Raw genomic sequence first — 23,951 nt, 5'->3', positions numbered from 1 at the left:
GACGGGACTCGTCCGAGAGAGCGGAACCACGGGGAGGTGAGGGCGTCGAGCGTCGTACTGCTGCCACACGCGCCGTCCAGCGTCGCGGTCGCCCGCAGGCGCCTCAGCTCGGAACTGGCCGCCTCGGGGGTCTACGAGTCGGTCGTGGACGACGCCAGCGTCATCGTCAGCGAGCTGATCAGCAACGCGCTGCGGCACGCCAGGCCGCTGCCCTCCGGGCAGGTCCGGGTCTGCTGGCTGCGCCGCGGCGACGTCCTGGAACTGGAGGTCAGCGACGGGGGCGCGATGACCGAGCCGCGCCGCGGGCCCGGCACCCTGTCCTCGCTCGGCGGCCGCGGGCTCGGCATCGTCGAGGCCCTGTCGGAGGGCTGGGGCGTCCGGCACGAGGACGGCGCCACCACCGTGTGGGCGGTACTGCGCACGCCGCGCGTGCCCGGCGGCGAGGACGCGGTCTCACCTGCGCGTTCGGACGGCGTCGTGCCCGATCTCGCCGCCTTCCCGGACCTCATGGACGACCCCGAGGACGACCTCTACGACGGCACGAGGAATGAGGTGGCCCCAAGTAGGGCATACCCCGCCTAGAGGGACCACTGCCGCACCTTGTATGGTCCTCAACAAGCTCGGGCGCTGTCGTGCCCCCGTCGACACCGCCCGAGCGTCCAACGTGGGAAAGGCCCCGGCGTCGCGCCGGGGCCTTTCGCGTCGGAGGACGCCGTCAGGGACGCCGTCGGGGGGCGCCGTCAGGGGCGCTGTCAGGGGCGCCCTCAGGGGGCGTCGCGGAGGATCGGGCAGGACATGCAGCGCGGCCCGCCCCGCCCGGTGCCGAGCTCGCTGCCGCTGATCCGGATGACCTCGATCCCCGACGCCTCCAGCTGCGCGTTCGTCTCGATGTTGCGCTCGTACGCCACGCACAGCCGGGGCGCGACGGCGAGCGTGTTGTTCCCGTCGTCCCACTGCTCCCGCTCGGCGGTCACCGGGTCGAGCCCGGTGTCGATCACCTTCAGCCGGTCCAGGCCCATCGCGTCCGCCGCCGCCTCCAGGAACGGGCGCGGCCCGGCGACCCGCAGCTCGCCGCCGTCCAGCGTCACCGTGTACGCGGTCAGCGAGTGCGCGACCGGCGGGTACATCACGACGGTGTCGACGTCGACCATGGTGCAGACCGTGTCCAGGTGCATGGTCGCCCGCTCCTGCGCGATCGGCACCGCGAGCACCGTGTGCGCCAGCCCCGCCCCGATCACCTGCCGCGCGAGCCGCTCCACGCCCGCCGGGGTCGTCCGCTCGCCCGTCCCGACCGCGATCACGCCCGGGCAGAGCAGCAGCACGTCGCCGCCCTCCAGGTGCTCCAGCTCCGGCGAGTACACCGGCTCCACCCCGTCGAACCGCGGATGGTGCGCGTAGATCAGCCCGGTGAGCTGCGCCTCCCGGCGCCGCGCCTCCATCGCGAGGCTCGTCACCGCCACCCGGTCGCCGATCCAGGCGCTGTTGTCGCGGGTGAACAGCAGGCCGGGCAGCGGGTCGACGATGAAGTCGAGCCGGTCCATCAGCCGGTACACCAGGCCGTGCCCGGACTTCAGCTCCTCGTGCGCCAGCCCCGCGACCAGCGTCTGCGCCAGGTCCTCCGGGTCGAGGTCGCGCAGGTACCCCTCCACGACGCGGCGCAGCTGGTCGCCGAGCCGCAGGTCGACGATCGCGTCCGCGATCGCCTGCTCGCGCGCCCCCTCGTACTCCAGCGCGTCCTGCAGCAGCTCGGTGACGTACAGCACCTCGACGCCGCGCTCCCGCAGCGCCTCCGCGAACGCGTCGTGCTCCTCCTGCGCGCGGCCCGCCCACGGGATCGCGTCGAACAGCAGCTTGTCGCTGTTGCGCGGCGTCAGCCGCTTCAGCTCCGCGCCCGGACGGTGCAGCAGGACCGTCCGCAGCCGCCCGACCTCGCTGGTCACCCGGTGCTCGTGCACGTCCGATGCCGTCGTCCCCGTTGTCTGCGTCACACCAGAAGTCTAGGTCGGCCCGTTCCGCCGGAGCCGACGGCCCGTTCCTGTGTCACGATCCGAGGGTGATCCGGGGGCTTGCGTTCCATTTGACCGCCGCGACGCTGCTGCGGGTGTCCGCGGAGGGCGTCGCGACGGCGCTCGTCCTGACCGTCCAGGCCCGGACGGGGCACGCCGCCACCGCCGGCTACCTGCAGACCGCGATGACGCTGCCGTACGTGATCAGCGGGCCGGTGATCGGCAACGCGGTGGACCGGCTGCGGCGCCCGCGCCGCGCCATCGTGCCGATGGCGCTCGGCTACGCCGCCGCGACCGGCCTGCTGCTGGCGATGGCGGGCGGCTCGCCGCTGGTCGCGGCGCTGTGCGTCGCCGCCGTGATCGGCTGCACCGAGCCGATCGTGGTGGCGCTGACGAGCCTGCTGCCGCGGTTCGTCCCCGCCGACCGGCTGTCCCGCGCGTACGGGCTGGAGGCGTCGAGCTACAACGTCGCGGCGATCGTCGGGCCGGGACTCGCGGCGGGCGTCGCGTCGCTCGCGGGCGGGCAGTACGCGGGGACGGCCATCGTCGCGAGCGCCGTCCTCGGGCTCTGCGTGCTGCCGCTGCTGCCCTTCGCCGGCCCGGACGCCGCGGCGGCCTCGGACGCCTCGGCCCCCGCACCGCCCGGGCGCGCGGCGGATCCCGACCCGGGCGCGGCCGCGGCGGCGGAGGCGGAGGCGGAGGCGGGACGCGCCGCGGACGCGGGGCGCGCTGCGGAGGCGGGACGCGCCGCCGACGCGGGGCGTGTCGCGGACGCGGGACGGGCCGCGGAGGCGGGCAAGGGCGCGATCGCCGAGCGGGACATCGGCGAGGTCACCGAGGACGCCCGGTCCGGCCTCGCCGACGTGATCGCGGGCGGGCTGGTCGTGCTGGCGCGCGGGCGGGTGCTGCGCGCGGTGACGGTGGCGACGACGCTGGCGTGGCTGGGGTTCGGCGGGGTCGCGGTGACGGCGGTGCTGCTCGCCCAGCACGTCGGCGCGCCGGCCAGCGCGGGCGGGCGGCTGCTGGTGGCGATGGCGGTCGGGTCGCTGCTCGGGTCGCTGGCGTCGAGCCGCTGGCTGACGCCGCGGCACGGCGAGCCGGTCCTGGTCGGCGGGCTCGTCGCGTTCGGCGCGGCGCTGGCGGCGGTCGCGCTGGCGCCGTCGGCGGGGTGGGCGATGGCGGCGTTCTGCGCGGCGGGCCTCGCCGAGGGGCCGGTGTTCGCCGCGACGCTGATGCTCCGCCAGCGCGAGGCGCCGCCGGACCGGCTCGGCCAGGTCAACACGACCGGCGGCAGCCTCAAGATCGGCGCGTCCGCGCTGGGCGCGGCGCTCACCGCGGCGTGCGCGGACGCGGTCGGCCCGGTCGGGCTCGTGCTGGCGATCGCGGCGCTGCAGTTCGCCGGGGCCGCGTCCGGCTGGCTCCTGCTGCGACCGCGCCGGCCTCGGTCTATTCCTTGACGGTTATATTCCTGGTGAGGCATATTGAGTGACATGGCAACCGCCGTCTGGCACGCGCTCGCCGACCCCGGCCGGCGCGCCATCCTCGACCGGCTGCTGCAGGGCCCGCGGCCGGTCGGCGACCTGGCCCGCGCCTGCGGCCTGAGCCAGCCCGGCACGTCCAAGCACCTGCGCGTGCTGCGCGAGGCCGGGCTGGTCGACGTCGAGCGGGACGCGCAGCGCCGGCTGTACGCGATCCGCCCCGCCCCGATGGCGGAGCTGGACGCCTGGCTCGCGCCCTACCGGCGGTTGTGGAACGCGAGCCTGGACGCGCTGGGCGACCGGCTGGACGGGGCGGACGGCCCGCCCGCCGCCCCGCCGGACCCCGGCGCCACCGAGAGAGGCGAGACATGATCATCACGAATCCCGGCGGCTACCTCGAGATCGGCGGGCGCCCGGCCGTCCGCTTCGAGCGGATCTACGACCATCCCGTTGACCGGGTCTGGCGCATGGTCGCCGACCCCGCCGAGCTCGCGCACTGGTTCCCGTCCCCGAAGGTCGCCATCGAGCCGGTCGCCGGCGGGGCGATCACCTTCTCCGGCGACCCGAACATGCCCGAGGCGACGACGAGCGGCCGGATCATCGACTACGACCCGCCGCGCCGGCTCGCGTTCACCTGGGGCGGCGACGAGCTGCACTTCGACCTCGAACCGCTCGACGGCGACCGGACCCGGTTCGTCCTGACCAACGTGCTCGAAGCCCGCGACACGGCGGCGCGCAACGCGGCGGGCTGGGACGTCTGCCTGTCCGCGCTCGACGCGCACGCGGAGGACCGCGCCGCCGAGCAGCCCGCCTGGAAGCCGAGGTACGACGCGTACGTGGCGGCGGGCCTCCCGTCCGGCGCCCCGATCCCCGGCCAGGACTGAACCGGGGACCAGGGGCACGGGCGTCTAGGCCGTTTCCCGGACGGTCCGGTAGGTGAGGAGCGGCATGCCGTCGCCGACCATGCGCGTCTCCGCCAGCCGCATCGGCTTCTTCGCGCTCGTCGCGCCGAAGAGCCGCTGCCCGGCCCCGAGGACGAACGGGAAGACCAGCAGCCGCAGCTCGTCGGCGAGGTCGTGCTCGATCAGCGCGGGCACGAGCCGGCCGCTGGCGTAGACGATGATGTCCCCGTCCACCTTCTGCTTCAGCGTCGCGATCTCGTGGACGGGGTCGCCGCCGAGGACCGTGGTGTTCTCCCAGCCGAGGTCCTCCAGCGTCGAGGACACGACGTGCTTGGGCAGGGCCCGCAGCCGGTCCGCCCAGGCGCCGGTCCGCGACGGCCAGCCCCGCGCGATGAAGTACTCGTAGCTGCCGCGGCCCATGAGCAGCGCTTCGGCGCCCATCGCCTCCGCGGCCTCGGTCTCGGCCCACGCGGCGCGGTCCTCGTCCCCCATCCAGTCGAACCAGCCGCCGAACCTGCCGTCCCCCTCCTCGGGGGCGATCTCGATGACCCCGTCGAGCGAGACGTTCTCGCTGATGACGATCCTTCCCATGGCGCTTCTCCCATCGGTGTCGCTGCCGTCACCGATGCAGATGCCGGGATCCCGGAAAAGGGGGCGGCCGCGGACCGCCCCTTTCCGGGCCCGGCCGGCGTCCGTACAGGATGGGAAGCGAACGGCCGCGGAGGAGAGGTGGCGAGCGCCGATGGGGACCGACCTGATCGCGCGGGCACGGGCGGGGGACGGCGAGGCGTTCCGCGAGCTGACCGAGCCGCACCGCCGGGAGCTGCAGGTGCACTGCTACCGGATGCTCGGCTCGTTCCAGGACGCCGAGGACGCCCTCCAGGACACCCTGCTCGACGCCTGGCGGGGCCTCGGCGGGTTCGACGGCCGCGCCTCGATGCGCACCTGGCTCTACCGGATCGCCACGAACCGGTGCCTGAGCACCCTCCGCTCGGCGGCCCGGCGCCCCGCCAAGGCCTGGGACATCCCCGGCGTCGAGCCGCCCGAGCCGACCCGGCTCGGCGAGATCGTGTGGCTGGAGCCGTTCCCCGACGCGCTCCTCGAAGGCGCGCCGCCCGTGCCGCTCGGCCCCGAGGCCCGTTACGAGCGGGCCGAATCGGTCTCGCTGGCGTTCGTGACGGCGCTCCAGGCCCTGCCGCCCCGCCAGATCGCCGTCCTCATCCTCCGCGACGTCCTCGGGTTCCACGCCGACGAGGTGGCCGGGATGCTGGACACGACCGTCGACTCGGTCAAGAGCGCCCTCAAGCGGGCGCGCGCCGGCCTGCGGCAGCGGCAGGCGGAGCGCGCCGGCGACGAACCGCCGCCCGCCGCCGGCTCGCCCGCCGAGAACGCCGTCGTGGCGGACTTCGTCCACGCCTGGGAGGCCGCCGACATCGGCGCGCTGGTGGCGCTGCTGACCGACGACGCCTTCGTGTCCATGCCGCCGCTGCCCTTCGAGTACGAGGGGCGGGACGTCGTGGCGGGCTTCTGCGCGGGCCTGTTCGACGCGGGCCGGAGGTTCGACCTCGTGCCGACGCGCGCCAACGGACAGCCGGCGTTCGGGAGCTACCTGCGCGGCCCCGACGGCGCCCGCCACGGGACCGGCCTGTACGTCCTCACGCTCGCGGGCGGGCGGATCCGCGCCATGACCCGCTTCGAGACCGGCGTGCTCGCCGCGTTCGGCCTGCCGCGCTCGCTCCCGGCCCGGTAGCGCGCCTCAGCGGGCGGCCGGTGCCGGGCGGGGGGCGAGGAGGCCGTGGCGTTCCGTCCAGGCGGTGATCGCGGCGGCGATGGCGTCCGGACGGTCCTCCGGGGCGTGGTGGCCGGCCGGGCCGCCGTGCTCGATCTCCAGGTTCGCGATGTGCTCGGCGCACCAGGCGGCCATCGCCGGGCCGATCCCGAGGGTGGGCGAGGAGTCGAAGGTGATCAGCAGCTTGGGCACGTCGTGGCTGGTGGACAGCCATTCGCCGTACCCCTCGACGCGCGCGTGCACGTCGGCGGGCTCGCCGTCGACCGGCATCGAGCGCGCCCACTGCAGGATCGGCCGGCGGCTCTCCGGCGTGGGGTAGGGCTCCAGGTACCGCCGGATCTCGTCCTCGCCGAGCGGCGTGAGGACGCCGCCGGTGAACGCGGTCTCGACGAAGAAGTTCGATTCGAGCACCAGCTTCTCGCCCTCGGGGCCGCGCATCGCCTCGGTCCGGGCGCGCGGCGCTTCGCCGAGCTCGTCCCAGGTCATGGGCTTGACGATCGTCTCGAAGAACGCGACGCCGCGCACGCGCCCCGGGTGCCGCGCGGCCCAGTCGAAGCCGAGCGCGCCGCCCCAGTCGTGGCCGACCAGGACGACCTCGTCCAGGCCGAGCGCGTCGAACCAGGCGTCCAGGTAGCGGGCGTGGTCGTCGAAGCGGTAGGGGATGTCGGGCTTGCCGGACCGGCCCATCCCGATCAGGTCGGGGGCGAGCAGCCGCCCGGCCCCGCCGATCGCGGGTAGGACCCCGCGCCACATCCGCGACGAGCCGGGGTTGCCGTGCAGGAACACGACGGGCGCGCCGTCCCCGGTCTCCTCGTAGTACATCGTCGAGTCGAGCGCATCGATCACCGGCATGGGGAACCTCCATGATTCGTCGGCCACACCAACGTTGGCCGTGCCAACGAATTTACATCGTTGGTCCCACCAACGCAACAGCCGGAAAATCGATCGACTTCTCCCGGAGCGCTCCGTAATGTGCGGGGCATGTTCTTCGCGGCCGGCACCCGGACGCTCGCAGGCCACCGCCTGCTGAGCGCGGTGCCGGCTGCCTTCCCTTCGGCAGCGGCAGCGACGATCGCCGACGACGGCGTCCGACGCTGACCCCTCTCCGTCCCGCCTCCGGAGAACCAGCGGAGGGGGGTTGGCCAAGCGAACGCGGCGCGCCCGCACGGGCGCGCGCGGGTTCTCACGTTCGGATCATCGTGAGGACGAACCAATGGCGAAGAAGCTGTACGAGCGGGACAAGCCGCACCTGAACATCGGCACGATGGGGCACGTCGACCACGGGAAGACGACCCTCACCGCGGCGATCACCAAGGTGCTGGCCGAGCGCGGGCTGGCGTCCGCCGTGCCGTTCGAGGGCATCGACCGCGCCCCCGAGGAGCGCGACCGCGGCATCACCATCAACGTCGCGCACGTCCAGTACTCCACCGCGACCCGGCACTACGCCCACGTCGACATGCCCGGCCACGCCGACTACGTGAAGAACATGATCACGGGGGCGGCGCAGGTGGACGGGGCGGTCCTGGTCGTCTCGGCGCAGGACGGCGCGATGCCGCAGACGCGCGAGCACATCGTGCTGGCGCACCAGGTCGGCGTCCGGCACATCGTCGTCGCGCTCAACAAGGCCGACGCGGTCGAGGACACCGAGCTGCTCGACCTCGTCGAACTGGAGGTGCGCGAGCTGCTCACCGAGTACGGGTTCCCCGGCGACGAGGTGCCCGTGGTCCGGGTGTCCGGGCTGAAGGCGCTGGAGGGCGACCCGTACTGGACGGCCCGGATCGGCGACCTGCTCGACGCGATCGACGCGTACGTGCCGGTCCCGGACCGGGTGCTCGACAAGCCGTTCCTCATGCCGGTGGAGAGCGTGCTCACCATCACCGGGCGCGGCACCGTCGTGACCGGCGTGGTGGCGCAGGGCTCCGTCCGGGTCGGGGACGCGGTGGAGGTCGTCGGGCTCGGCGCGTCGTTCGGCTCGGTCGCGACCGGGCTGGAGACGTTCGGCCAGTCGATGGACCACGCCGAGGCGGGTGACAACACCGCGATGCTGCTCCGCGGCGTGCGGCGCGACCAGGTGCGGCGCGGCCAGGTCGTCGCGGCGCCGGGCGCGATCCGCCCGCACACCCGGTTCCGGGCGCGGGTCCGGGTGCTGACGGCGGCGGAGGGCGGCCGGAGCAGGCCGTTCTTCCACGGGTACCGGCCGCAGTTCCACTTCCGGACGACGGACGTGGTCGGCGGCGTGGACCTCGGCGGCGAGGGCGGCATGGCGATGCCCGGCGACGCCGTCGACATGGCCGTCGAGCTGGGCCGGCCCGTCGCGATGAGCGAGGGGCTCGGGTTCGCGATCCGGGAGGGCGGCCGGACGGTGGGCGCCGGGACGGTCGTCGAGCTGCTCGACTAGGGCGGCGCCGGAGGGGTCCGGCGGGTCGATGGAGGCCCGTCGGACCCCTTCCCTTTTGTCGACTTGTCGTCCCTTGGGCGGGCCATGGGTTCTGGCGGACCGGAACCGGCGCCGAATGCGTGACCGGACGGTCGCGAATCAGTGGCGGACAAGATCGCGATGTGGTGGGATCTCTCCCAACATCCCCGCTGATTTCCCCCTCATGGAGAACGTGTGCGAGCCCCCCGCGCTCTGATTCCCCTGCTTTCGGTCTGCGGAGCCGCCGCCGTCGTCACGGCCGCGGGCGTCGGCGCCGACATCGACGGGCTTCCGGGCGGCGGCCCGGCGCACGCCGACGGCGCCGTCCGCACTCCGCCGCCCAAGGCGACGATCACGGCGGTGGACTGGAACGTCTGCGGCGCGGCGGAGGCCGGCTGCCCGCTCGGCGCCCGTCCCGCCGAGCTCGCCAAGCGGGTCGCCGGGCAGCTGCACGTCACCGAGGTCGGCGGGCGGAAGGTCCACGCGAACGCCGCGTTCCTCCAGGAGGTCTGCTCGGGGCAGGTGCAGGCGCTGAAGCGGGCGTCCTGGTTCTCCTCGTGGAGCTGGGAGTTCGCCGCGTATCCGGACGGCCCGTCCTGCGTCGGCGGGCAGGGACGGCTCGGTATCGCGCTCGGCGCGCGCGCGGCACTGAGCGGCGTCCAGACGGCGCGGCTGCCGTCGCCGTCGGGCAAGCGGCGCGTCGCGCTGTGCGGCGAGGCCGCGGCGTGGCGGACGCGCCTGTGCGTCACGCAGTTCAGCCCGTCCGCCGAGGACCCGCAGGGCGAATGGCGGCGCAAGCAGGGCCGCGCCTACGCCGCGCTCGCGGGCACCGGCACCCGCGTCGTCGCGGGCGGCGACCTCGCCGAACCGCCCGAGAGCGCCGTGCTCGACCCGCTGTACCGCGCCTTCGCCGAGTGCGACCAGTCCGGGACGGCCCGCACCGGCGCGAAGACCCTGCAGGACTGGCAGGGCACGGCCGTGGAGAAGGACGACTACCTGTTCATCACGAAGTCGGCGACCGTCTCCTGCACCGTCCCCGCCGCGACCGGCAAGTCGTCCGACCACCGTCCCGTGTCGGCGGTCATCCGCTTCCGCTGACCCCTTCCGCTTCTGCTGACCCCGCCGCCCGCCCGGGGCTACTCCTGGCCGGCGGGCCGCGCCAGGACGCGGTCCGTGAGACGGCTCAGAAGGAACCACGGCACCGTCAACGCGACCACGACCTGCGGGATGCGCAGGGCCGATGCCAGCGGTACGGCGAGGATCGCCAGCGTGCCCGCGAGGCCCACGAGCAGCAGGAGCAGGCCCGCGAGGTTCGGTGACGGCGCGCTGCGGGCCCGCCGCGCCAGCCAGACGCCCAGCACGGCGACCAGCAGCCCGCTCGCGAGCCCGGCGCGGACGACCGGATCGCCGGAGACGAGCAGGAGCAGCGCCGTGATCGCGCCCGTGATGACCGCCGAATAGAGGAACGCCCGCCGCGGGCTCGTCATCCACCCGGGCCCTCGGGTGGAACCCGTGGGTTCCGCGCGGTCCGGTGCCCCCGCCCACGGCAGCGACCCGGTCGGCGGGACCGGTGGGGGCGGGGGCGGCACGGGCCGGGGCGGCTCCGGCTGCTGCCGCTCCGGCTGCGGTCGCTCGGGCGGTGAGTGCGCGGGCCGCGGACGCCGCGGGGGCCCGGCCGGGGGCTCCTCCGGCGCCGGGGGCTGCGCCCGCTCCGGAGGGCTGGAACGTTCGCCGTCCTTGCGCAGCTGCAGGACCCCGAGGACGATCGTCGCCCCGAGCGAGGCGATCGAGATGCTGTTGGCGACCCAGTCCGTCACGCCCACAGTCTCGCGGCGGCGGAACCCGGTTGTCACCGCATTGGCACGTCCCGCCATGGCCGCCGGAGGACGCCCCCGGCGGCCCATGACGGGACGCCTAGTGGACGCTGCGGTCCTGACCGTGCCAGTACGGGGCGCGGAGCTCCCGCTTGAGGATCTTGCCGGTGGGGTTGCGCGGGATCGCGTCCCGGCGCTCCGCCGACGTCGGGCACTTGAAGTGCGCGAGGCGCTCGCGGCAGTAGTCGATGATCTGCTGCTCGGGGACGTCCTCGGCCAGCACCACCAGGGCCTTCGGCGTCTCGCCCCACCGCTCGTCGGGCACGCCGATGACGGCGCAGTCGGTGACGGCGGGATGCCCCATCAGGACGTTCTCGACCTCGGCGGGGTAGATGTTCTCGCCCCCGGAGATGATCATGTCCTTGACCCGGTCGTGGATGTAGAGGTAGCCGTCCTCGTCGAGGTAGCCCGCGTCGCCCGTGCGGAACCAGTTGTCCTCCGACAGCGCGGACGCCGTCGCCTCCGCCATCCCCCAGTAGCCCTTCATGTTCTGCGCGGTCCGGCAGACGATCTCGCCGACCTGCCCGGCCGGCAGGTCCTCGCCCGTCGCCGGGTCGACGATCCGCAGCTCGCAGCCCGCGTTCGGCAGCCCGGCGCTGCGCAGCCGGCGCGCGTTCGGGCCGTCCGGGTCGTGGTCCTCGGCGGGCAGCATCGTGATCGCGCCGGTGACCTCCGTCAGCCCGTACACCTGCATGAACGCGGTCCCCGGCAGCATCGCCATCGCGCCGCGCAGGACGTCCTCGCTGATCGGCGACGCCCCGTACAGCATCAGCTTGAGGCTGGACAGGTCGCACGCCGTCACCTCGGGGATCAGCGGCATGAACTGCAGCAGCACCGGGACGAGGAAGATGTGCGTGACGCGGTTCGCCTCGATGGCGCGCGCGATCTCCGTCGGGTCGGGCTCCCGGCTGATCACGCCGGTGATGCCGTTGTAGACGACGGAGACCGTCAGCACGTTGCCGGCCACGTGGTACATCGGCATCGCGACCATCAGGACGGTCTCGTCGTCGACGTCCCAGGCGTCGTTGGTGACCTCGAGCGCGGCCAGGAAGTTGTCGTGGGTGAGCATCACGCCCTTGGGCAGGCCGGTGGTGCCCGACGAGTAGAGCTGGACGAACACGTCCGACGTGGCGCCCTCGTAGGCGGGCGGCTCGGCGTCGGCGGCGTCCGTCCAGGCGGCGTAGTCGAGGTGGGCGTGCCCCTCGCCGCCGATGACCACGGTGTGCGTGGTGTGCTCGAGCTTCCCGGCGATCGCGTCGAGCACGGGGACGAACTCGGGCCCGACGATGAACACCTTCGCCTGCGCGTTGTTGACGATGTAGGCGACCTCGTCCGGCGCGAGCCGGTAGTTCACGGGCACCTGGACGGCGCCGATCCGCGCCGCGCCGAACAGCTGCTCGGCGTACTCGAGCGAGTTCTTGTCGAGGATCGCGACGCGGTCGCCGCGGCCGACGCCGGCGGCGGCGAGGGCGGCGGCGGCCCGGTCGGCGCGCCGGTCGAACTCGCGGTAGGTGAGGCTCGTGTCGCCCGCGATGTAGGCGACGCGGTCCGGCTGCGCGAGCGCCCGCTCGCGCAGCATCTCCGTCAGACCCGGCACGGTAGGTCCCTTCGCCGATGACCGCCTGGTTGTCCCGGCATCATGCGGTCATCGGCGAAGCCCCGGCAAGGGGGACGCGCTACCTGCTTCGGGCCATCTTGGACACGAGGGTCACCGCGAGGACGACGATGACCGCGACGAACCCGATGAAGAAGAAGAACTTCAGCATCGAGATGATCGCGCCGATCACCGTCATCAGCAGCCAGATCGCGAGGACCACGCCGACAATGGTCAGGATTGTCTTACCCATGCCCCTCACCGTATGCGGTCATGGCGGGCGGGGCATCACCCTTCAGTACGAGCCCGCGCCCGCTACCTCTGGACGTTGGTCGGAGGTCAACCCTGAGGGCCGCCAGGGGAACCACCCGGGGTCATGCCAGGGGGCGGCGGCTGGCTGCCGGGCGGCGGCGCGTCGAGCGGCGGGCCGGACGGCGGCGGGGGCTGGCTGCCCGGAGCGGCCGCGCCGCCGGGCGGAGGTGCGAAGGACGGCTGGCCGGAGGGCGCGGGAGGCTGCATCGGCGGCCCGGCGGGCGCGCCGTACGGCTGTCCGGGAGGCGCCATCGGCGGCTGCCCCGGGTACGGCATGCCCTGCTGTCCGGGCTGCGGCTGCCCCGGCTGGCCCGGCTGCCCCGGCTGCCCCGGCTGGCCCGGGTGGCCGTATGCGGCCGCCGGCTGCGGTCCCGTCCACCCGGTCGGCCGCTGGCCGCCCGGGCCGAAGCCGCCGCTCGTCCCGACCCGCAGCGCGGCGATCCCGCCCGCGATGACCACGGCCAGCAGCTCGTAGGCGAAGTACTTGTTGAAGTGCGGCTTCATGATCGCGCTCACCATGCCGTCCGGCATGTGCTCCAGGCCGATCATCAGGGCCAGGATGGCGCCGATGCGCTTGCCGACCTCGAACGCCACCAGCGCGGAGACCGCCGCGAGGATCGGCGGCAGCGGGCCGCGCGGCCGGCACAGCAGCAGCCCGAGCGCGGTGACGAGCCCGCAGATCGCGCAGTTGACGAGGTAGAACCCCGTCGAGGCGCGGAAGCTCAGCATCTCCGGGGACGGGTAGGACGCGAACGCGGAGAGCACGATGACGACCCCGGTGGCGACGGCGCCGCCGACCAGGACCATGGCGATCGCGCCGCCCGTGGACGTCGGGGGACGAGACTGGGACATTCGCCCATTAAAGCGGTCATCGTTCGCAGGCGCAGGCCGAACCCTTACGGAGTGGTGACGGACGGATCCGAACGCGTGCGCGCGCCCGTAGCGTGGACGGATGATGTCGCCGAAAGACCACGCCGGGCGGGTGCTGGTGGTCGACGACGATCCGACCGTGGCCGAGGTCGTCGCCCGCTACCTGGCCCGCGACGGCCATGACGTGGAGTGCGTCGCGGACGGCCCGGCCGCGCTGCGCCGCGCCCGCGAGAACTCCCCCGACCTGGTCGTCCTCGACCTGATGCTGCCCGGGATGGACGGCCTGGAGGTGTGCCGGCGGCTGCGCGCGACCTCCGCGGTCCCGATCGTCATGCTGACGGCGCTCGGCGCGGAGACCGACCGGCTCGTCGGGCTGGAGACCGGCGCGGACGACTACGTGACCAAGCCGTTCAGCCCGCGCGAGCTGGCGCTGCGCGTCCGGTCGGTGCTGCGGCGCGCGCGCGGCGCGTTCACCCCGGCCGTTCCGGCTGCCCCGCTGCGCGACGGGGACCTGATGGTCGACGTGGGCGCGCACGAGGCGGGGCTGCGCGGCGCGCCGCTCGCGCTGACGTCCCGCGAGTTCGACCTGCTGGCGTTCCTGATGCGCCACCCGCGCCGCGCGTTCTCGCGCGACGAGCTGCTGGAACGCGTGTGGGACTGGTCGTTCGGCGACTCCTCGACGGTCACCGTGCACGTCCGGCGGCTGCGCGAGAAGATCGAGGACGACCCGACCGCGCCGCGCCGGATCGTCACGGTGTGGGGCGTCGGCTACCGCTACGAGCCGGCCGAGGCCGGAGCAGGGGCTGAGGCCGCGGAGGCGGGCCGGTGATCCCGTTCCCGGACCTGCTGCTGGTCGTCTTCTACGCGGCGCTCGCCGCGCTGGTGGTCACCGCCGTCGCGCTCGGCGTGCTGCGGCTGCTGCGCGCCCGGTCGGTGGCGATCCAGCTCGGCGTCGTCGCCGCGGCGACCGTGCTGGCGACGGTCTCCGGCATCCTGGTGATCTCGTTCCTGATGCTGATCAACGACCATGACCGGTCGGTCGTGCTGACGGTCGTCGTGTCCGCGGGGCTGGTCGCGACGGCGGTGTCGGTGCTGCTCGGGCGGCGGCTGGTGGCCGCGAACCGGGTGCTGGTCGAGGCCGTCCGCGCGGACCGGTTCCAGGCGCCCGCCGCGCCGCTGCCCGCCGAGCTGGCCGAGCTGTCGCGGGAGCTGGAGGCGGCCTACGACCGGCTCGCCGAGGCGCACCGGCGCGAGCAGGCGCTGGAGGCGAGCCGCCGCGAGCTGGTCGCGTGGGTCAGCCACGACCTGCGCACCCCGCTCGCGGGGCTGCGCGCGATGGCGGAGGCGCTGGAGGACGGCGTCGTCGCCGACGGCGGCACCGTCCGCCGCTACCACGGCCGCATCCGCGTGGAGGTCGAGCGGCTCGCCGAGATGGTGGACGACCTGTTCGAGCTGTCCCGGATCCACGCGGGCGCGCTGCGGCTGTCGCGGCAGCGGGTCGGCCTCGCCGACCTGGTCGCCGAGGCGGTCGCGGGCGCGGAGGCGCTGGCCCGGGCCAAGGGCGTCCGGATCAGCGGGGACGTCCGCGCGGGGCTGCCCGTCCACGTGGACGCCGGCGAGCTGGGGCGGGCGCTGCGGAACCTGGTGGTGAACGCGATCCGGCACACCCCGAGCGACGGCGCCGTGGAGATCACCGGGGAGGTCAGCGGCGGCGAGGCCCGCGTCACGGTCGCGGACGCCTGCGGCGGCATCCCGGAGGCCGACCTGCCGCGCGTGTTCGACGTGGCGTTCCGCGGCGAGGCGGCCCGGACCCCGGGCGGCGGCGCCGGCCTCGGCCTCGCCATCGCGCGCGGCATCGTCGAGGCCCACGCGGGGGAGATCGGCGTCGCGAACGCCGGCCCCGGCTGCCGCTTCGAGGTCCGCCTCCCCCTCCCCACCTGATCCGCCCGTCGGGTCGCGGCGTGCCGTCCTTATGAGCGTCCTATGAGCGCAGCGCGCCGCGGCTCAACGGTCGAGGGATTCGTCGATCGCGCGGAAGGTGGGGCAGGGCCAGCGCCACATGCAGGCGCGGCAGCGGCGGATGGGGCTGTCGGGGTCGCTGGTGATGCCGCCGGCCTCCTGCGGCCGGTGCAGGTCGAGGATCCGGACGCCCAGCTCGGCGAGCGCGATCACCTCGTCGCGGGCGCCGGCGAGGAACGCGAGGTCCTCGCGGGTCAGCCGGGTCTTGACCGGGACGAAGCCGTCCCGGTTCACCAGCCGGGACAGGTACTGCGTGGACGTGCGCCACGAGGTGGACTTCGCGGAGCGCGCGCGGATCGCGTCAAGACGCTCTCGTAGGCGCGCGTGCCTCGGGTCGGTCGTTCGGTCGGCCTTCACGTGCCGCGCACCCCCCAATGCCGCTGTTGCACGGGGCCAGCCTTCCCTACTCCGGACGTCCGCGAAGGGCGAACGGGGGAGTTCTCATAGACCGGGCCCAGCGCGCGCGGGAGGCGCCCAGGAACCGGTTACCGGGCCCGCCCGAGCCCGAAACCATGACATCACGGTGCGTAGTACTCAAAGCGTACGGGCGGGGCGGGACGGCGCCGCGCCACGGACACGCCCGCGCCACACGCGACTTGGCGAACTGTCTGGCTCATGGACGAGAGTCGAGATAGTGTGCCGGACGTGGAGCTAAATGTCTCGACCGCGTCTCAGGGAGGTCACGCCGTCGTCACAGCGACCGGCGAGCTGGACCTGTACACCGCGCCCAGGCTGCAGGCGGCCCTCGCGGGGCTGCTGCGCGGCCCCGTCGACCGGATCGTGGTCGACCTGGCCGGCGTCGAGTTCTGCGACTCGACGGGCATGAACGTGCTGCTCTCGGCCATGAAGCGGATCAAGGAGCAGGGCGGCTCGCTGGAGCTGGCCGCGCCGCGCCCGGCCGTGAAGCGGATCCTGCAGGTCACCGGGCTCGACACCGTGTTCACCGTGACCGACGACGCGGCGCCCGCCCTGGACTGATCGGCCGCCGGCCGTCCCGCCGTCGCCGGTTGTTCACGGCGGCATGCCCGCGCGCCGACTACGATCGCGGATATGCAGGAGGCGGATACGCAGGGTGTAGCGGTGGTCATCCCGGCCAAGGACGAGGCCGACCGCATCGCGGCCACCGTCAAGGCCGCGCAGGAGCTCCCCGGGGCCGATCTGATCGTGGTCGTCGACGATGGTTCGTCCGACCGCACCGGGCCGGTGGCGGCGCAGGCGGGCGCCCGGGTCGTGCGGCACGCCCGCAACCGGGGCAAGGGCGCCGCGATGGAGACCGGCGCGGAGGCCGTCCGGCTGCTCGACGAGGGCCGCGACCAGCCCCGCCACCTGCTGTTCCTGGACGCCGACCTGGCCGAGACCGCCGCCGAGGCGGCTCCGCTCGTCGCGCCGGTGCTGGCCGGCGACGCCGACATGACGATCGCCGCGTTCTCCTCGACGGTGAAGCTCGGCGGGCACGGGTTCGTCGTCCGGCTGTCTCGCGACGGGATCCGCCGCGCCACCGGCTGGGAGGCGACGCAGCCGCTGAACGGGCAGCGCTGCCTGACCCGTGCCGCGTTCGACGCCGCGCTGCCGCTCGCCGCCGGGTTCGGCGTGGAGACCGGCCTCACCATCGACCTGCTGCGCAAGGGGTTCCGGGTGGCGGAGGTCGAGGTGCCGCTGGCGCACCGCGCGACCGGCACCGACTGGCGCGCGCAGCTGCATCGCGGCCGGCAGTTCCGCGACGTGGCCAGGGCGCTGGCCGTCCGGGAGCCGGCCGTCGCCGAGCGGCTCGCCCGCCTGCGCGGCCGCCGCAAGTGACCCGTCCCGGTCCCGCGCGGCCGGGGACCATCGGGCTGTGGGCCATCGGGGCCTCCCTCTGCTGCTTCCTCGCCACCGCGCTGCTCGGGCCGTCCGCCTTCCAGCCCGCGATGGACGCGCGGTTCGGGGAGCCGCCCTACTCGCTGGACGTGCACCCGTCGCCGTACCTGGTGCTCGCGCTCGTCGTGGCCGGCGTCGCGGCGGGCTCGGCGGGCCTCGCGCTGTGCTTCCTCGCCGTCCGGCGGGGCTGGCGCGTCCGGGCGTTCCCGCTGGTCGCGGCGGGGCTGCTGGCGGCGGTCGCGTTCATGTTCATGCCGCCGGTCGGGTCGACCGACCATCTGAACTACGCCTCGTACGGGCGGATGGCGGCGACCGGGCACGACCCGTACGAGACGCGCGCGGTGGACCTGCCGAAGGACCCGGTGGCCGGGGCGCCCGAGGAGTGGCGGTCGACGCCGTCGGTGTACGGGCCGATCGCGACGGGGGAGCAGGCGGTCGCGTCGTGGATCGGCGGCGGCTCGGTGCGGCTGACGGTGTTCGTGCTGTCGGTGTTCAACGTCCTGGCGTTCGCGGCGACCGCGCTGATCCTGTACCGGACGTCCCGCGACGAGGACCGGCGGCTGCGGACCGCGCTGCTGTGGACGTGCAACCCGCTGCTGCTGTTCCACCTGATCTCGGGCGCGCACAACGACGTCCTGGCGATCGCGCCGATGGTGGCGGCGCTGACGGTGTTCGACACGTACGCGACCGGCGGACGGTGGCGGATGTGGGGGCGCGCGCTGGCGGCCGGGGTCCTGACGGGCGTCGGCGGGGCGATCAAGATGCCGGCGGCGCTCGCGGGCGGCGGCCCGGCGTGGGCGCTGCTGCGGGAGGGCTGGAAGGGCCGCCGGTGGCGGGCCCTCGGCGGGCTCGCCGCGCTGGCGGGGGGCGCCGCCGCGACGGCCGCGACCGCGTACGCGCTGGCCGGCCCGCACGCCCTCGACCAGGTGCGGGAGGCGAGCAACATGGTGTCGTTCGCCACCCCCTGGCATCTCCTCGACCGGATGCTGGGCCGCGGCTCGCAGCGCGACGTGATCAAGACCGGGTCGCTGATCCTCGGGATCGTGCTGTTCCTGCTGCTGGCGCGCGGCCTGCCGAAGGACGACCCGCTCGCGGAGCATCCGGGGCAGGTCGCCAACCGGCGGATGGCCACGGCGATCGTCATGGCGTGGCTGCTGGCCGCGCCCTACGTGCTCCCCTGGTACGACGGGTTCGGGTGGGCGCTGCTGGCGCTGCTCCCCCTGTCGCGCATCGACTGGATCCTGCTGGCGCACACCGCCGCGCTCAGCCTCGCCTACCTTCCCGCGCGCGCGCCACAGCGCATCGGGATGCCGCACGACCTCTCGTGGCTGTTCACCGTCGTCAGGCCGACGGTGATTCCGTGGACGCTGCTCGCGGTGCTTGCGGCCTTGGCTGTTCAGTGCCTGCGTCCAGGTCGATCTCCAGCGAGCGCACCCCGGCCGCGAGCATCAGCGGGGTCGCCAGGCTGAACGCCACCGACAGGATCACCACGCCGGAGTCGTTCACCAGCGTCCCGATGATCCCGACGGCGAGCGCGCAGATCAGCGCCGGGCGCATCGTCCAGCTGTGCTGGTAGGCGCGGTGCAGCAGGGACACCGCCCGCCACCGCGTCGGCCGCGCCAGCACGAAGAACAGGAACACCAGCGCGGCGGCCAGCGCGAGCGTGAACGGCCAGTACCCGAGGCTGTTCAGCATCGCGTCGAACTTGCGGGTGACGACGTCCCAGGCGTTGCCGTCCATCAGGTCCCGCCAGAACCGGCCCATGTGGGTCGGGTTGGCGCTCCGCGAGTTCCACCAGGAGATCGCCAGCACGAGCGCGACGCCGGCCGCGCAGAACGCGCCGAGCCTCACCGGCGACACGCGCTTGCCGGCGATCATCATGCCGAGCATCGCGAACGCCGGGGTGATCGCGATGACGCCGCCGAAGTCGCTGCCCCAGGACGGCAGGCCGTCGACCGCGACGGTGAGCAGCCCGATCGCCGCGACGATCGCCACCGAGACGGCCTTCGCGCGGCGGGACGCCCCGGCGAGCCCGCCGGGGTCCGGCGCGGCGCGGTGCCGGCGCAGCGGGAACTCGCACACCCACGCGGCGGTGAGGATCGCGGCCACCGCGAACAGCGAGAACGCCTGGTTGCCGAACCCGTAGAACCGTCCCGCGACCAGCGCCGTGTACCCCATCAGGGTGTTGAGCTGCAGTGACGAGCCCGTCATCACGTCCAGGGCGAGGACGACCGCGGTGCTCGCGGTGATCACCAGGCCGGGCAGGAACGTCGACCGGCGCCACGGGCCGGCCAGCGCGATCCCCGTCATCAGGCCCGCGAAGCCGAGCACCGTGCAGATCAGCACCGGGGTCGGGTGCGCGGCCCGCCACCACGGCATCAGCCCGGCGAGGAACGACGCGCCGGGCGCCGCTCCCCCGAGCAGCGCGATCACCCGCGTGCCGCCGAGGATCCGGGACCGCGACCGCGGGTCGTTGCCGAGCCGCCGCAGGGCCAGCGCCGCGATCCCGTACAGGACGAGCTGCGTCGCGAACAGCACCCAGTAGAACGAGGTCTGGACTGCGCGGATCGCCTGCGCGGCGACGTCCTCGTCCTCCAGGGACTCGACGCGCTTCGCGGTGGAGTCGCCGGAGCGCTCGCCCCGCCACGCCGACCCGACGGCCTGCTGCGGCTCCTTCAGCCCGAGCTGCTGCAGCGCCGTGGACGTCAGGTCGGTGAGGGTGACCAGGCCGTCCTGGCGGGTGGCGCTGGAGGTGAGGAAGCCGGGGCGGTAGCCGCCGCCCTTGGCGACGGCGACGCGCAGGTGCGGGTTGACGCCGGTGTCGGACAGGCCCGCCACCAGGATCGTCGTCCCGGCCGGGACCTGGCTCACGACCTGCGCGACGCGGCGGTCCGCGGCGGACGCGGCGGCGGCGCGCTTGCGGTCGGGCACGGGGACCTGGTCGCCGTGCGGGTCGACGCCCGCGTCGATGTAGGCGCGGAACACCTCGTCGACGTCGACGGCGGCGAGCTGGCAGCGCGCCCAGTCGGCGGGCGTCGCCTTGTCGGTGGACGGGACGTAGCGGTCGACGCGGCCGCCGCCGTCTCCGGCGCCGAACACCGCGCCGGGGCCGACGGCGAGGGTGCAGCCGCCCGCGGCGTGCACGGCGTCGCCGAGCAGGCCGATCTGCGCGTGGTAGCCGGTGCCCGCGTTGTCGCTCTTGATCGCCGGCCAGCCGGGCGCGACGGCGCCGCCGGCGGGCGGCGGGCCCGTGGGGGAGGGCTGGCCGGGCAGGATCGGGGTCGGCGGCAGCGCGCAGTCGCCGTGCGCGAGCCGGGACCGCTGGCCCGCCGACAGCGTCAGCCAGCCGTCGGTCGGGCAGGTGTTGGTGCGGGTCGTGCGGACGCTGAGCCCGCCCGCGGAGCCGCCGCGGGTCAGCCCCCACAGCGCGGGGGTCGTGGTCGCGTCGACGTCGCTCCACATCAGGCCGGGGATCCCGATGATCACGACCCGGCCGTTGATCGCCGACGCCTGCGGGGCGGACGGAGGGGCGGCCGGCGCCGTCGCGGCGCTCGCCGCCGACGGGGCGAGCACGGCGGTCAGGAGCGCCACGGCGGCGACGAAAATCCCGATATTCGCCCCCCGCTGCGTCATGGCGCTCAGGTTACAAGAGCTTCACCATCGCCCGCCGGGCGTCCGGGCAGGGCCAGAGCGCGCGCGGACGGCGCGCGCGGCGGCCCGGCCGGGTGCATATCCTTCGGGCTGGGCCACCGATCGGGCCCGGCCCGGTGGGGCCCGATTACGCCAGGATGTGGGGATGCGAGCAGTCAGCGGGACGCGCGAGGCGCCCGGGCGGCCCCGGCCCGCGCGCGCCCGGCGGTCGCCGCTCGACGCGCTGATCGCGCTGGCCGGCGTCGCCGTCGTGGTGGCGGCGGTCACACCGATCGCGTCCCGGTGGCTGTACAACCAGCCCGACCAGCGGCTCGTCGACCTGGAGGTCTACCGCGAGGGCGGGCTGGCGGTGCTGCGCGGCGCGCCGCTGTACGACTTCCTGACCCAGCCGCCGCAGCTGCTGCCGTTCACCTACCCGCCGTTCGCGGCGCTCCTCGCCGTCCCGTTCACGCTGATGTCGTGGCGGGCCGCGCAGTGGGCGTGGACGGTGCTGATCTACGCCGCGCTCGCGGTCGCCGTCTGGTACGCGTTCCGCGACCTGATCCGCCGCACCGGGCGGTGGGCGCCGCTGACCCTCGGCGCGCTGGTCGCGGCGGCCGCCTGGCTCGACCCGGTCCGCGACCAGATCAGGTTCGGGCAGGTCGGGGTGTTCCTGCTGGCGATGTGCCTGGCCGACTGCTGCACCCGCTCGCCGCGCTGGCCGCGCGGGCTGCTGGTCGGGCTGGCGCTGGCGATCAAGCTGGTGCCGGGCGTCTTCCTCGTCTACTTCCTGATCACCGGGCGCCGGGACGCGTTCGTGAACGCGCTGGCCACCGCGGTGGTCGCGACGCTCGGCGCGTTCGCGGTGCTGCCGCACGACTCGGCCGGGTACTGGTTCGGGGCGCTGCTGCAGGGCGGCGACCGCACCGGCGCCGTCGACGGGACGACGAACCAGGCGATCAACGGGATCGTCGCGCGGGTCCTCGACCAGGGCCCGGCGCGGACGGCGGCGTGGCTCGTCCTCGCGCTGCTGATGGCTTATGTCGGGTTCCGGCTCGCGCGGCGGGCCACCTACGCGGCGGACTCCCTGGTCGGCGGCCGTCCGGTGCTCACCGGACGGGTCGGGACGGACCACTACGCCGCGGCCGACCCGGCGTCCGGTCCGGGCGCGTACGGCCTGCTGCTCGCCGGGGTCGCGATCACCGGGCTGCTGTCCGTGCTTCTGTCCCCCGTCGGGTGGATTCACCATCTCGTCTGGATGATCCCGGTCATCGGGGCTTTGGTGGGCGACGGGCGAGACACGCGAAGATGTCTTTCCGGCCTGGCGTTCTGGATCTTCTTCCTGTTCCCGCTGCCCTGGTGGGGCGCCCACCTGTCACGGACCGGACACCCTCCGATCGCCCGTTTCTGGGGGAGTCTGGAGCGCGATTCGTTCGGCCTCGCCGCGATCGCCGCCATCATCCTGCTCGGAATCTGGCTGACGAACCGCGTCACCCGGCGGACGAGTCGCGAGGATCCTTCGCGACGGCAGGTCGGGATGGGTACGCTCGCCACGTGATGCTTGTCGCGGTGGCCGTCGCCGGCCTGGTCGCCGGTGTGGCCGGGCTCTCCATCGCGGTGGTGGCCCACAATCGGGTGAACCAGGTCGTCGAAGAGTGCGGGGAAATGCTGAGGCGCCAGCTCCAGGTGGCCTCCGGCGAGGTCGACGAACGCGCACTGCGCGACCTCGCCATCGTGCATTACGACGCGCTCAAGGAGATGTCGGGGCACCGGTCCTTCTCGCTCGCCGTCCTCAACGCCGTCGGTGACGGCGTCGTGGTCAGCTCGATCAACGGGCGCACCGAGACCAGGACCTACGCCAAGGCCGTCCAGGGAGGGCATCCGGTCGAGATGCTCTCCCCCGAGGAGAACCAGGTGCTGCGCGCCGCCCGCCTGGGCAAGGGGCCCATCGTGTCGATGGACGACCCGCTGCCCGACTTCGGCAACGGCGACCGCGCCCCCACCGCCCGCACCTGACCCCGCCTGGCGGGGGCGCACGGGCGGCGTCCCGGCGGGGGTGCTCGGGCGGCGTCCCGGCGCGCTCCAGGCGGGACCCGGCGGGGGCTTTACGCGGCGGGAAGTACACTCGTCTCTTCCGGCACCGCAGAAGCAGGTGCCCCGCCGAACCGCGCCCTCGGGGGATCTTCGTGACCGCAGAAACCAGGCCAGAACGCTACGCCTACCTGGGTCCGCGGGGCACGTTCACCGAGGCCGCGCTCATGTCCCTGCCGGGCGCGGCCGAGGCCGAGCAGCTCCCGCTCGCCACCGTCCCCGCCGTCCTGGACGCGCTGCGCCGCGGCGAGGCCGACTCCGCCGTGGTCGCGCTGGAGAACTCCGTCGAGGGCTCCGTCCCCACCACGCTGGACGAGCTCGCCACCGGAGAGCCCCTCCACATCGTCGCCGAGGTCCACCTGCCGGTCTCGTTCGCGCTGCTGGTGCGGCCCGGCACCGCGCTCGCCGACATCAAGACCGTCGCGTCGCACCCGATCGCGCAGCCGCAGTGCCGCCGCTGGCTCGCCGGGAACGTCCCGGACGCCGAGTGGCGGGCCGCCACGTCCAACGCCGAGGCCGCGCAGCACGTCGCCGACGGCCACTACGACGCCGCGCTCGCCGGCTCGTTCGCCGCCGCCCGCTACGGCCTCGCCGTCCTCGCCGAGGACATCCACGACGTCGCCGACGCCGTCACCCGCTTCGTCCAGCTGCGCCGCCCCTGTACGCCGCCGCCCGCCACCGGCACCGACCGCACCAGCGTCGTCGCGTTCATCGGCGAGGACCACCCGGGCGCCCTGCTGGAGATCCTCACCGAGTTCTCGGTGCGCGGCATCAACCTGTCGCTGATCCAGTCCCGGCCGACCGGCGCCGGCCTCGGCTCGTACCTGTTCTGGATGGACCTCGAAGGGCACGTGGACGACGCGCGCGTCGGCGAGGCGCTGATGGGGCTGCGCCGGATCTGCGCGGACGTCCGGTTCGTCGGCTCCTACCCGCGCGCCGACCAGGTCCGTCCCGAGATCCGCCGCGGCACCCACGACAACGACTTCACCGAGGCCGCGGCCTGGCTCAGCACGATCCGCACCGGCCACGCCTGACCCGGCCGCCACCTTTCCGGTAAGTCCGTAATTCCCGTATCGGAAAGCCTTTCAATTCCCGGTTCTCCGGGCCCCTTTC

The 23,951-nt window shown here is 74.3% G+C and carries 23 protein-coding genes and 1 pseudogene; 15 read left to right on the top strand and 9 right to left on the bottom strand.

The genetic code is table 11. The annotated features are described in order from the left end of the window. Positions 1-36: 36 nt before the first annotated feature. A complete protein-coding gene (locus AB0C78_RS05705; RefSeq protein ID WP_360742160.1) occupies positions 37-582 on the top strand; it encodes an ATP-binding protein in 546 nt (181 codons plus the stop codon). 182 nt (positions 583-764) lie between these two features. Here the strand turns inward: AB0C78_RS05705 and AB0C78_RS05700 are convergent, their stop codons facing one another. Next, positions 765-1,988 carry an arginine deiminase gene (locus AB0C78_RS05700; protein WP_360742157.1) on the bottom strand — a complete coding sequence of 408 codons (1,224 nt, stop codon included), beginning with the start codon at positions 1,986-1,988 and terminating at the stop codon, positions 765-767. A 65-nt stretch (positions 1,989-2,053) separates the two neighbouring features. Here AB0C78_RS05700 and AB0C78_RS05695 point away from each other — a divergent pair, with 65 nt between their 5' ends. The 3 genes from AB0C78_RS05695 to AB0C78_RS05685 are packed head-to-tail and all read left to right on the top strand — an operon-like array spanning position 2,054 to position 4,368. After that, the gene (locus tag AB0C78_RS05695) at positions 2,054-3,463 is read left to right on the top strand and encodes an MFS transporter (RefSeq protein ID WP_360742154.1); all 1,410 of its coding nucleotides are present in this window, start codon (positions 2,054-2,056) and stop codon (positions 3,461-3,463) included. A 33-nt stretch (positions 3,464-3,496) separates the two neighbouring features. Beyond that, positions 3,497-3,856 (top strand): metalloregulator ArsR/SmtB family transcription factor, encoded by a 360-nt coding sequence (locus AB0C78_RS05690; protein ID WP_360742151.1) that lies wholly within the window; start codon positions 3,497-3,499, stop codon positions 3,854-3,856. Continuing rightward, the gene (locus tag AB0C78_RS05685) at positions 3,853-4,368 is read left to right on the top strand and encodes an SRPBCC family protein (RefSeq protein WP_360742148.1); all 516 of its coding nucleotides are present in this window, start codon (positions 3,853-3,855) and stop codon (positions 4,366-4,368) included. Before AB0C78_RS05690 ends, AB0C78_RS05685 begins: the two co-directional genes overlap by 4 nt. A 24-nt stretch (positions 4,369-4,392) precedes the next feature. Here the strand turns inward: AB0C78_RS05685 and AB0C78_RS05680 are convergent, their stop codons facing one another. Continuing rightward, positions 4,393-4,977 (bottom strand): dihydrofolate reductase family protein, encoded by a 585-nt coding sequence (locus AB0C78_RS05680; RefSeq protein ID WP_360742145.1) that lies wholly within the window; start codon positions 4,975-4,977, stop codon positions 4,393-4,395. Positions 4,978-5,128: 151 nt separating this feature from the next. Here AB0C78_RS05680 and AB0C78_RS05675 point away from each other — a divergent pair, with 151 nt between their 5' ends. Next, on the top strand, positions 5,129-6,136 hold the full coding sequence (locus AB0C78_RS05675) for a sigma-70 family RNA polymerase sigma factor (protein WP_360742142.1): 1,008 nt from the start codon (positions 5,129-5,131) through the stop codon (positions 6,134-6,136). A gap of 6 nt (positions 6,137-6,142) precedes the next feature. On the opposite strand, the gene AB0C78_RS05670 is transcribed toward AB0C78_RS05675, so the two are convergent. Next, positions 6,143-7,027 (bottom strand): haloalkane dehalogenase, encoded by an 885-nt coding sequence (locus tag AB0C78_RS05670; RefSeq protein ID WP_360742139.1) that lies wholly within the window; start codon positions 7,025-7,027, stop codon positions 6,143-6,145. Positions 7,028-7,388: 361 nt separating this feature from the next. On the opposite strand from AB0C78_RS05670, the gene tuf reads away from it, so the two are divergent. Then, positions 7,389-8,573, top strand: a complete 1,185-nt coding sequence (tuf, locus tag AB0C78_RS05665) for an elongation factor Tu (protein WP_151544291.1) — start codon at positions 7,389-7,391, stop codon at positions 8,571-8,573. Between the two features lie 213 nt (positions 8,574-8,786). Continuing rightward, positions 8,787-9,689, top strand: a complete 903-nt coding sequence (locus AB0C78_RS05660; protein WP_360742136.1) for an endonuclease/exonuclease/phosphatase family protein — start codon at positions 8,787-8,789, stop codon at positions 9,687-9,689. Positions 9,690-9,727: 38 nt separating this feature from the next. Here AB0C78_RS05660 and AB0C78_RS05655 read toward each other — a convergent pair whose 3' ends face one another. The 4 genes from AB0C78_RS05655 to AB0C78_RS05640 all read right to left on the bottom strand — a co-directional run bounded on the left by AB0C78_RS05655 (position 9,728) and on the right by AB0C78_RS05640 (position 13,223). Further along, complete coding sequence (locus AB0C78_RS05655) at positions 9,728-10,408, bottom strand: hypothetical protein (protein ID WP_360742134.1); 681 nt, start codon at positions 10,406-10,408, stop codon at positions 9,728-9,730. A gap of 97 nt (positions 10,409-10,505) precedes the next feature. After that, entirely contained in the window at positions 10,506-12,062 is a 1,557-nt protein-coding gene (locus AB0C78_RS05650) for a long-chain-fatty-acid--CoA ligase (RefSeq protein ID WP_360742131.1), read from the bottom strand. Between the two features lie 79 nt (positions 12,063-12,141). After that, on the bottom strand, positions 12,142-12,312 hold the full coding sequence (locus tag AB0C78_RS05645; protein WP_173097526.1) for a hypothetical protein: 171 nt from the start codon (positions 12,310-12,312) through the stop codon (positions 12,142-12,144). An 86-nt stretch (positions 12,313-12,398) separates the two neighbouring features. Beyond that, positions 12,399-13,223, bottom strand: coding sequence for a hypothetical protein (locus AB0C78_RS05640; RefSeq protein ID WP_360742127.1), 825 nt, complete (start codon positions 13,221-13,223; stop codon positions 12,399-12,401). A gap of 100 nt (positions 13,224-13,323) precedes the next feature. On the opposite strand from AB0C78_RS05640, the gene AB0C78_RS05635 reads away from it, so the two are divergent. After that, positions 13,324-14,070: a response regulator transcription factor gene (locus tag AB0C78_RS05635; RefSeq protein WP_360742124.1), complete on the top strand. Its 747-nt coding sequence runs from the start codon at positions 13,324-13,326 to the stop codon at positions 14,068-14,070. Beyond that, entirely contained in the window at positions 14,067-15,182 is a 1,116-nt protein-coding gene (locus tag AB0C78_RS05630; RefSeq protein ID WP_360742121.1) for a HAMP domain-containing sensor histidine kinase, read from the top strand. Before AB0C78_RS05635 ends, AB0C78_RS05630 begins: the two co-directional genes overlap by 4 nt. Before the next feature lie 63 nt (positions 15,183-15,245). On the opposite strand, the gene AB0C78_RS05625 is transcribed toward AB0C78_RS05630, so the two are convergent. Then, positions 15,246-15,617 carry a hypothetical protein gene (locus AB0C78_RS05625; protein WP_360742118.1) on the bottom strand — a complete coding sequence of 124 codons (372 nt, stop codon included), beginning with the start codon at positions 15,615-15,617 and terminating at the stop codon, positions 15,246-15,248. 288 nt (positions 15,618-15,905) lie between these two features. On the opposite strand from AB0C78_RS05625, the gene AB0C78_RS05620 reads away from it, so the two are divergent. From AB0C78_RS05620 to mptB, 3 genes and pseudogenes are all read left to right on the top strand, one after another. Next, entirely contained in the window at positions 15,906-16,238 is a 333-nt protein-coding gene (locus tag AB0C78_RS05620; RefSeq protein WP_192809170.1) for an STAS domain-containing protein, read from the top strand. Positions 16,239-16,310: 72 nt separating this feature from the next. Continuing rightward, positions 16,311-17,057 (top strand): glycosyltransferase family 2 protein, encoded by a 747-nt coding sequence (locus tag AB0C78_RS05615; protein WP_360742114.1) that lies wholly within the window; start codon positions 16,311-16,313, stop codon positions 17,055-17,057. A gap of 110 nt (positions 17,058-17,167) precedes the next feature. Next, positions 17,168-17,923, top strand: a pseudogene (gene mptB, locus AB0C78_RS05610) (polyprenol phosphomannose-dependent alpha 1,6 mannosyltransferase MptB); the annotation flags it as partial. A 535-nt stretch (positions 17,924-18,458) separates the two neighbouring features. Here the strand turns inward: mptB and AB0C78_RS05605 are convergent. Continuing rightward, complete coding sequence (locus AB0C78_RS05605; protein WP_360742111.1) at positions 18,459-20,750, bottom strand: hypothetical protein; 2,292 nt, start codon at positions 20,748-20,750, stop codon at positions 18,459-18,461. A gap of 163 nt (positions 20,751-20,913) precedes the next feature. On the opposite strand from AB0C78_RS05605, the gene AB0C78_RS05600 reads away from it, so the two are divergent. The 3 genes from AB0C78_RS05600 (at position 20,914) to pheA (ending at position 23,872) form a co-directional block, all read left to right on the top strand. After that, complete coding sequence (locus AB0C78_RS05600) at positions 20,914-22,305, top strand: glycosyltransferase 87 family protein (protein WP_360742108.1); 1,392 nt, start codon at positions 20,914-20,916, stop codon at positions 22,303-22,305. Further along, positions 22,305-22,763 carry a DUF4446 family protein gene (locus AB0C78_RS05595; RefSeq protein WP_151544834.1) on the top strand — a complete coding sequence of 153 codons (459 nt, stop codon included), beginning with the start codon at positions 22,305-22,307 and terminating at the stop codon, positions 22,761-22,763. Before AB0C78_RS05600 ends, AB0C78_RS05595 begins: the two co-directional genes overlap by 1 nt. A gap of 170 nt (positions 22,764-22,933) precedes the next feature. After that, a complete protein-coding gene (pheA, locus tag AB0C78_RS05590) occupies positions 22,934-23,872 on the top strand; it encodes a prephenate dehydratase (RefSeq protein ID WP_360742104.1) in 939 nt (312 codons plus the stop codon). Positions 23,873-23,951 lie beyond the last annotated feature (79 nt).

The sequence above is a fragment of the Actinomadura sp. NPDC048394 genome, from assembly GCF_040651755.1.
Classification (GTDB): Bacteria; Actinomycetota; Actinomycetes; order Streptosporangiales; family Streptosporangiaceae; genus Spirillospora; species Spirillospora montaniterrae.
This window is presented reverse-complemented; position numbering and strand designations above follow the sequence as displayed.

Excerpts from the sequence above, each read along its gene's own strand:
- AB0C78_RS05690 (WP_360742151.1), top strand. The coding sequence starts at position 3,497 with ATGGCAACCGCCGTCTGGCACGCGCTCGCCGACCCCGGCCGGCGCGCC.
- AB0C78_RS05685 (WP_360742148.1), top strand. The coding sequence starts at position 3,853 with ATGATCATCACGAATCCCGGCGGCTACCTCGAGATCGGCGGGCGCCCG.
- AB0C78_RS05680 (WP_360742145.1), bottom strand. The coding sequence starts at position 4,977 with ATGGGAAGGATCGTCATCAGCGAGAACGTCTCGCTCGACGGGGTCATC.
- AB0C78_RS05675 (WP_360742142.1), top strand. The coding sequence starts at position 5,129 with ATGGGGACCGACCTGATCGCGCGGGCACGGGCGGGGGACGGCGAGGCG.
- AB0C78_RS05670 (WP_360742139.1), bottom strand. The coding sequence starts at position 7,027 with ATGCCGGTGATCGATGCGCTCGACTCGACGATGTACTACGAGGAGACC.
- tuf (WP_151544291.1), top strand. The coding sequence starts at position 7,389 with ATGGCGAAGAAGCTGTACGAGCGGGACAAGCCGCACCTGAACATCGGC.
- AB0C78_RS05645 (WP_173097526.1), bottom strand. The coding sequence starts at position 12,312 with ATGGGTAAGACAATCCTGACCATTGTCGGCGTGGTCCTCGCGATCTGG.
- AB0C78_RS05640 (WP_360742127.1), bottom strand. The coding sequence starts at position 13,223 with ATGTCCCAGTCTCGTCCCCCGACGTCCACGGGCGGCGCGATCGCCATG.
- AB0C78_RS05635 (WP_360742124.1), top strand. The coding sequence starts at position 13,324 with ATGATGTCGCCGAAAGACCACGCCGGGCGGGTGCTGGTGGTCGACGAC.
- AB0C78_RS05615 (WP_360742114.1), top strand. The coding sequence starts at position 16,311 with ATGCAGGAGGCGGATACGCAGGGTGTAGCGGTGGTCATCCCGGCCAAG.
- AB0C78_RS05605 (WP_360742111.1), bottom strand. The coding sequence starts at position 20,750 with ATGACGCAGCGGGGGGCGAATATCGGGATTTTCGTCGCCGCCGTGGCG.
- AB0C78_RS05600 (WP_360742108.1), top strand. The coding sequence starts at position 20,914 with ATGCGAGCAGTCAGCGGGACGCGCGAGGCGCCCGGGCGGCCCCGGCCC.
- AB0C78_RS05595 (WP_151544834.1), top strand. The coding sequence starts at position 22,305 with ATGCTTGTCGCGGTGGCCGTCGCCGGCCTGGTCGCCGGTGTGGCCGGG.